General features: G+C 35.3%; 4 protein-coding genes. 3 read left to right on the forward strand and 1 reads right to left on the reverse strand.

Translation table 11 applies throughout. From position 1 onward, the window contains the following. Positions 1-453 (reverse strand): glycosyltransferase (locus AC1DND_RS21445; RefSeq protein ID WP_477584660.1); only part of this gene is annotated, 453 nt, incomplete at its 3' end. Positions 454-594: 141 nt separating this feature from the next. Here AC1DND_RS21445 and tgt point away from each other — a divergent pair. The 3 genes from tgt to AC1DND_RS21460 are packed head-to-tail and all read left to right on the forward strand — an operon-like array spanning position 595 to position 3,711. After that, complete coding sequence (tgt, locus tag AC1DND_RS21450; RefSeq protein ID WP_477584661.1) at positions 595-1,725, forward strand: tRNA guanosine(34) transglycosylase Tgt; 1,131 nt, start codon at positions 595-597, stop codon at positions 1,723-1,725. A 1-nt stretch (position 1,726) separates the two neighbouring features. Beyond that, on the forward strand, positions 1,727-2,830 hold the full coding sequence (locus AC1DND_RS21455) for an LptF/LptG family permease (protein ID WP_029276231.1): 1,104 nt from the start codon (positions 1,727-1,729) through the stop codon (positions 2,828-2,830). A 2-nt stretch (positions 2,831-2,832) separates the two neighbouring features. Continuing rightward, positions 2,833-3,711, forward strand: coding sequence for a DMT family transporter (locus tag AC1DND_RS21460; protein ID WP_477584662.1), 879 nt, complete (start codon positions 2,833-2,835; stop codon positions 3,709-3,711). The last annotated feature ends 1,930 nt before the right edge of the window (positions 3,712-5,641 follow it).

The raw sequence follows: 5,641 nt of genomic DNA on the forward strand, positions 1-5,641 counted from the left end.
CGCGAATTTCTTACCTGCTATAAATTTATCGTTATCTAAAATCTTAACTACTTTCAGGTTACGGTGTTTCTTCTCTAATTGTTCTAAAAACTCCTCTGTACCATCCCAAGAGCGATCGTTAACCACCACAACTTCGAACTCCGGATAATCCTGGCTTAATAATGCAGGCAGATACTGTTCTAAATTTACAATTTCGTTTCGGGCACAAACAATTACACTTAACGGTTTTTGTGCCGATAACGGGATCTCCTCTATGCCTACATTGGCCAATTTCAAATGAACAAAAAGTACATAGTAAAGCTGGACCAAAAGGCAAAAAGCCAATATAGAGAGCAGAATAATTTCAAGCAGGGTTAATATCACGATGGTTAAATAAATAGGCGCAAATTTCTCATTTTTAATCTGTAAATCACTTTTATGTGGATAAAAAATTAAACAAAAATATGCCMTCAATTTTTGCTATTTTTGGCAGATTTTCGACGAGAAAAAACACATGTGAACCGCCTACCGTCAAAATAACAATTAGTTTTAATAAAACGTAATTTGATGGTGGTAAGCTCCACCTAACAATTGGAGAAAAATAAATAGAAACAGATGAAATTTAGTTTACAGGCTAACGATCCACTATCTAAAGCCAGAGCCGGAACGGTAACAACTGCTCATGGCGAAATACAAACCCCTATTTTTATGCCTGTGGGCACTGCAGGAACGGTAAAAGCCGTACATCAGCGCGAACTGAAAGACGATATTGACGCAAAAATCATTTTAGGCAATACTTACCACTTATATTTAAGACCAGGGTTAGATATCCTTGAAAAGGCTGGTGGATTACATCAATTTATTGGCTGGGACCGTCCGATTTTAACAGATAGTGGCGGGTACCAGGTGTATTCTTTAAGTAAAGTTCGTAAAATTAAAGAAGAAGGCGTTACTTTCCATTCTCATATTGATGGGTCAAAACACCTTTTCACGCCAGAATACGCAATGGATATTCAGCGTACCATAGGTGCCGATATTATTATGGCCTTTGATGAGTGCACGCCATACCCATGCGATTATGCTTATGCAGCGCAATCAATTAAAATGACGCACCGTTGGTTAAAACGCTGCTGCACCCGTTTCGATAGTACAGAACCTAAATATGGTTTCGACCAGACCCTTTTCCCTATTGTTCAAGGTTCGGTATATAAAGATTTGCGTATAAAATCGGCAGAATTTATTGCCAGCATGAACCGTGAAGGCAATGCCATCGGTGGTTTATCCGTTGGTGAGCCAGCTGAAGAAATGTATGCCATGACAGAAGTGGTATGTAATATATTACCAGAAGAAAAACCACGTTATTTAATGGGCGTTGGTACACCGATCAATATTTTGGAGAACATCGCATTGGGTATCGACATGTTCGATTGTGTAATGCCAACCAGAAATGCCAGAAATGGCATGCTTTTTACCAGAAATGGTATTATCAACATCAGGAATAAAAAATGGGAGAACGATTTCTCTCCATTGGATGCGGAGAGCGATCTTCATGCTGATTTAGTAACCAGTAAAGCATATTTAAGACATTTGGTACATAGTAAGGAGATGCTTGGCGCTCAAATTGCTACCTTGCATAATCTGCATTTTTATCTTTGGCTGGTAAAACAGGCCAGAGAAAAGATAATTGCTGGTGAATTTTACGAGTGGAAAAACAAAATGGTTAAAATATTAGGCAATAAGCTATAAAATGAATCTGTTAAAAGGAAGGATAAAAATCATCGATCAGTATATTATCGGGAAATACCTGGGTACATTTATTTATACGCTGGCCATTTTTGTGATCATTATTGTAGTGTTCGACCTGTCGGAAAAGATGGATGATTTTATGAAAAGTGGCCTGAGTTTTTGGGGAATCCTCTCTAAATATTACGCAGGCTCTATTCCTTTTTATGTGAATATGCTTTCACCGCTGATCAATTTTATTGCGGTAATTTTCTTTACCGCAAAAATGGCCGATCAGACTGAAATTGTACCAATTTTAAGCGGTGGGGTGAGTTTTAACCGTTTTTTATTTCCTTACCTGGTGTCGGCTACGATTATTTTCTCAGCCAACTTACTTTCAAATCTATACATCCTTCCTTATACCAATACCTTAAAAAATAGCTTCGAGAATACGTATGTAAAACGTAATGATCCTTCCACAAAATCAAACATCCATATGAAACTGGATGACAAAACCTATATCTACATTGATAATTTCGACAACAAAACGAATTCAGGATACCGGTTTTCTTTGGATAATTTTAGTGGAGATGTACTCACCAAAAAGATCGTTGCCGAAAATATAAAATGGGATTCGCTTAAACGCAAATGGCAGTTAAACAACTACTCTATCCGTAAGATCGATGGATTGAAAGAAACCATGATTTATGGTAATGGGAAGTTAAAAGATACCATTTTGGATATGCGTCCGGATGATTTTTCGGCATATGACAATGTGGTGCAAAATTTAACTACGAAGGAACTTTCCGATAAGATTAGGAAAGAAAAAATCCGCGGAACGGGCGTAATGAACGATCTTCAGTTTGAAAAATACAAACGTTACCTCCACCCGCTTTCTGCATTCGTATTAACGCTGATCGGTGTAGCGCTCTCATCACGTAAAGTACGAGGAGGTGTCGGTGTATCGTTAGGTATCGGAATCTTCATTAGCTTCGCTTATATCGTATTTAATCAGTTCACACAGATGTTTTCTACCAAAGGTGGATTACCTCCTTTTGCGGCTGTTATTATGCCTACATTATTCTTTGGCTTATTAGGTTTTTACCTATTAAGAAAAGCACCAAAATAGCGATGGACGTTACCAAAAAGAATTTACTCATCCTTCATCTTACTGTATTTGTTTGGGGCTTTACGGGTGTGCTCGGTAAATTGATTTCTATCGATGCAGTGCCCATGGTCTGGTACCGGGTATTGATTGCCGCAGCTACACTTTTTGCGTGGTTTTTAATCACCAAAAAGAACATTAAGATTACTAAAAAACAGTTCATCCAATTCTTTTTAACGGGAGGAATTGTAGCCATTCACTGGATATTTTTCTTTCATGCCATTAAGGTTTCTACTGTTTCGGTAACCTTGGTTTGCCTCTCTTCCTTTACTTTATTTACCGCAATTTTAGAACCGCTGATTAAAAAACAGCCGATACAAATGGGCGATATTCTGATCGGTTTACTGATTATACTAGGAATATATATGATCTTTAAATTTGAAGGCCAGTATACTTTAGGAATTATTTTTGGTTTGCTAGCAGCAGTCGCATCCAGTCTTTTTTCAACTATAAATTCTACATTGGTACAAAAAAGTGAACCTTCCATTATCAGTTTTTATGAGCTTGTTGGTGCACTTTTCTGGATCACGTTGTACCGTTTATATGATGGAACACTGTTACACTCAGCATTCAACTTAAGTGCCAAAAACTGGTTCTATCTTATWCTTCTCGGCACACTTTGTACATCCGTTGCTTACGTTGCAGGTGTTGCGGTAATGAGAACTTTATCGGCTTTTAGAGTTGCATTAATCACCAATTTGGAACCTGTATACGGAATAGTATTAGCCTTCGTTTTCTTTCAAAACAAAGAGCAAATGACAGGTGGATTTTATATTGGTGCAACCATTATCCTGGCCTCTATTTTTCTCTATCCGATCTATAAAAAGAGAAAGAATCAACTGTAAACACAAACGATATAAATTTAATTTTCTTTAGAAATGATACCAACTGAATGAACGGCTTTAGTTGTACCTATTGCTGGTGGCTAATCCTTTCTAAACAGCGCAATGCCTAAAATTCTCTCCATTAAATTTCCTGACAAAGAATAGTTAAAAGCGCCATGAAGAAGCTTATCAAAACTAGTCAACACTACGCTTACTTAGTACCATAAAGCCTCCAGCTCGCTTTATATAGAGATTCAAAATCTTATAATTAAAAGCAGCGAACAACCATCCAAAAACATTAGGAATCTAATGCTTCAGAGACAAGCTAAGTAGCCAAGTTCAATCAAACCATCGGAACAAAAACGGTAGCTTCAAATGAGGAAAATCAGGTTAAAGAATGCAATCTGTCGGAAAGTGAAAGATCAAAATAAGCATCGGTCACAAGCATGAACATCTCCATGAAGGAAGAAAGTGCTCCAACAATAGTATACTAAAAGTTTGGAGCTAGTAAAACAAAAATTCTGAATATAAAATTGGTCAAAATATTCTTTATTTTAAATCAGAAATGGCAGCCAAACTGCAAACATCATCTAGGCTTATTATTAATTTATTTTGGCAAAAAATATGTCAATAAAAAGTGCAGAAACCGAAGACATCAATTAGCAAAAATTCACAATTAAAACCCCACAAAACCGGATAGTTAAAGCGGCTAAAATCCCAACCGAAAAAAGCCGATCTAAAGCGGCAGAAAACAGCGATAAAAAACAAATAAAAATACCAAAATTCTCGTTTTAAACCCGCACCAAACATGAGGTATTTTCTATATAAATTCTATACAATCTGAGTTGTCAAATCACATAGAAGCAAAATGGCTTGTCTAAAATCCATCAACATTCAGTTCAGGATAGTTTTTAACCACAATAAAAATCTGGCAAGGTAGCACAAAAAGATAAAGCATTTTAGGGTTAATCAGCATAAAAATATCGGTAAAAATTAAAATCAAAAACCTAATTTTCAACCTGCTTTTCCCTATGCAACTGAGGAAAAGTGATCAATTTCGAGTTTCCAGAGGATAAAGCTTAAAAGCATAAAAAACCTTATTTAAATGCCATTAGACACGCTTTTTAGCGCAAAAACAAAAATTACCATAAAGTGTACCGAAAACACCATTATTCACGAATATCGTCAGGAAATTGCATTATAAGCTCAAATTATTACAGATTTCGGGGTTTAAAACGACAAAAAAACATACATTTTTAATCTACGAGATCAAATTTAAGGCAAGAAATCAAGGTTAAAAACCAGACTTAAAGCTAGATTAAACCCACAATTTATGGCAACATTACTGGTATTTCAACTCATCATATTTATCAAAAACTGATTAACAAAAGATAAGAGTAAGAAGAAACATCTACAAAATACTCCTCAAGCAATCGCTAAAAAACAAAGACATTTTGTCACAACAATCTAATCTCAAATATTAATAGCGATTTTGAGTAAGCAATTTACATCATACATTTTGCTTCAAAGTATTACAAACAGAACGCGATTTACAAGCAGATTTTCGCATACTGAAAGTCAATTTTAAAGCAGGTAATCCAGACTAAAACATTAGCCGTTATTCCAGCATTTAAAGTCAAAAAGTATCGGCGAGCATTACAAAATCCAGTTGCATTTTAAGTCATTACCGGAGCCTGGCCGAATTCTGAAAAACTATACAAAAATTTAAAAAGGCAATAAAATTTTCGAAGAAAATCGATTAATAAGTGTAAATTAAGTCAATAATGTTAATGCAATTAAAAATGTTGAACGAAGCTTAAATCAGCTATAAAATTCAATAAAAAACAAAGCTAAAATCGACAAATTAAGGATTTACATAAAATTCATTTATATTTAAAAATCAATAACTTAAATAATTTTATATAAATTAAATATTTACAAACATCAGCCC

The organism is Pedobacter sp. 01N416 (assembly GCF_056399685.1).